The 1,190-nt window shown below is 54.5% G+C and carries 2 protein-coding genes; both read left to right on the top strand.

Features of this window, described 5'->3' with window-relative positions:
* On the top strand, positions 1-519 hold a 519-nt coding region (locus tag BM125_RS20070), incomplete at its 5' end, for a hypothetical protein (RefSeq protein ID WP_217647935.1).
* An 82-nt stretch (positions 520-601) separates the two neighbouring features.
* Entirely contained in the window at positions 602-1,072 is a 471-nt protein-coding gene (locus BM125_RS21060) for a group I intron-associated PD-(D/E)XK endonuclease (protein ID WP_175498215.1), read from the top strand.
* The last annotated feature ends 118 nt before the right edge of the window (positions 1,073-1,190 follow it).

Below are 1,190 nucleotides of genomic sequence, written 5' to 3'. Positions count from 1 at the left end.
GCTGACGGTTGTGTAGAAACTCCATCATGGCACGCGGGTCCTTCGGGATCCTTGATGCCGAAAGAGGTGGGAAGTCTCTTTTTACTCGTCCAAGCGGACGCGCGTACCGCGCGCCGCTTAACTCCAGCGTTGGATACGCAAATGAATTCCAAGGCACCTCCTGACTTTCTTGATGACTGCCGAGTGCTGGCATACGCGATTGTTTCGGATTCGGTTGTGTTCACTGGAAGGTTGCGGCTTTTTGTCGGAGATGCTTGGCTGGGCCGAGTTCCTCGCTTGGCAATCTGCGAGTATCGCGAGAGGGAGGAACTTGCTGTTCTGCAAGGCAGCGAGCCACGCACCTCATCAGAGCTGGTTGTTCTGCACTGCAACGAGAACTGGGAGGTCTTAGGTTTTGCTGGCTGGAATGGCGCGGGAGTGGCACCTCCAGAATCAGTATCGGAGGTCGTCTCGATAATGGAGCGTTACTACGCTGGTCTGCAGTCAGACTGGACGCGAGTCGCAGCGGTATCCAACTAGGCGTTCAACGCGACCGTTGTGCGTTGCCGCTACAATCGTGCGTCCATGTGCGGCGCGTTAACTTCGGTGTTAGAAGGCGCATATGCCAAGTACTCAGTACACCGGAAAGGCTGGTCATCTCGCAATCATGGGAGAACTGTGCCTGCGTGGCTACAACGTCTCAATGCCGGAGATTGACAAAGGCGATGACGTCTTCGTTGTCAACGATACGAGCGGGGCAATGTGGCGATTGCAAGTTAAGACGTCAGTTGGTCGTGCACAAGCTACTTCGCACGCGTATCAGTTCCGAGTTCGAGAAACATCGATTCAGAATGCACAAACACCGGAGCTTCATTTCGCATTCGTGATGCGTCAAGGCCATAGTTGGAGATACTTGGTCATGGATCGTCCCGTTCTTCGAAACTACGTTCGCAACAGCAATATGGGTACGCTCGACGCAGCGCGCGGCTATCGTCAGCTCTCTGTCGTCCTCCATAACGATGGCAGGGCTGTTTGCACTACGATTAACCTTCAGAACCACTTGGAGGACTGGAACACGTGGCCCCAACTCTAGGTGTGCGCCTTCTAACTATGTGCTCAAGCCGACCGGACGGTTCCTTCGCTTTAGTGGACACCCTGAACTAACTTTCAGGAGTCCTCATCATGGCCAAGCCCGGCCCTCGAACTACCTA

The sequence above is a fragment of the Dokdonella immobilis genome (assembly GCF_900115085.1).
Classification (GTDB): Bacteria; Pseudomonadota; Gammaproteobacteria; order Xanthomonadales; family Rhodanobacteraceae; genus Dokdonella; species Dokdonella immobilis.
This window is presented reverse-complemented; position numbering and strand designations above follow the sequence as displayed.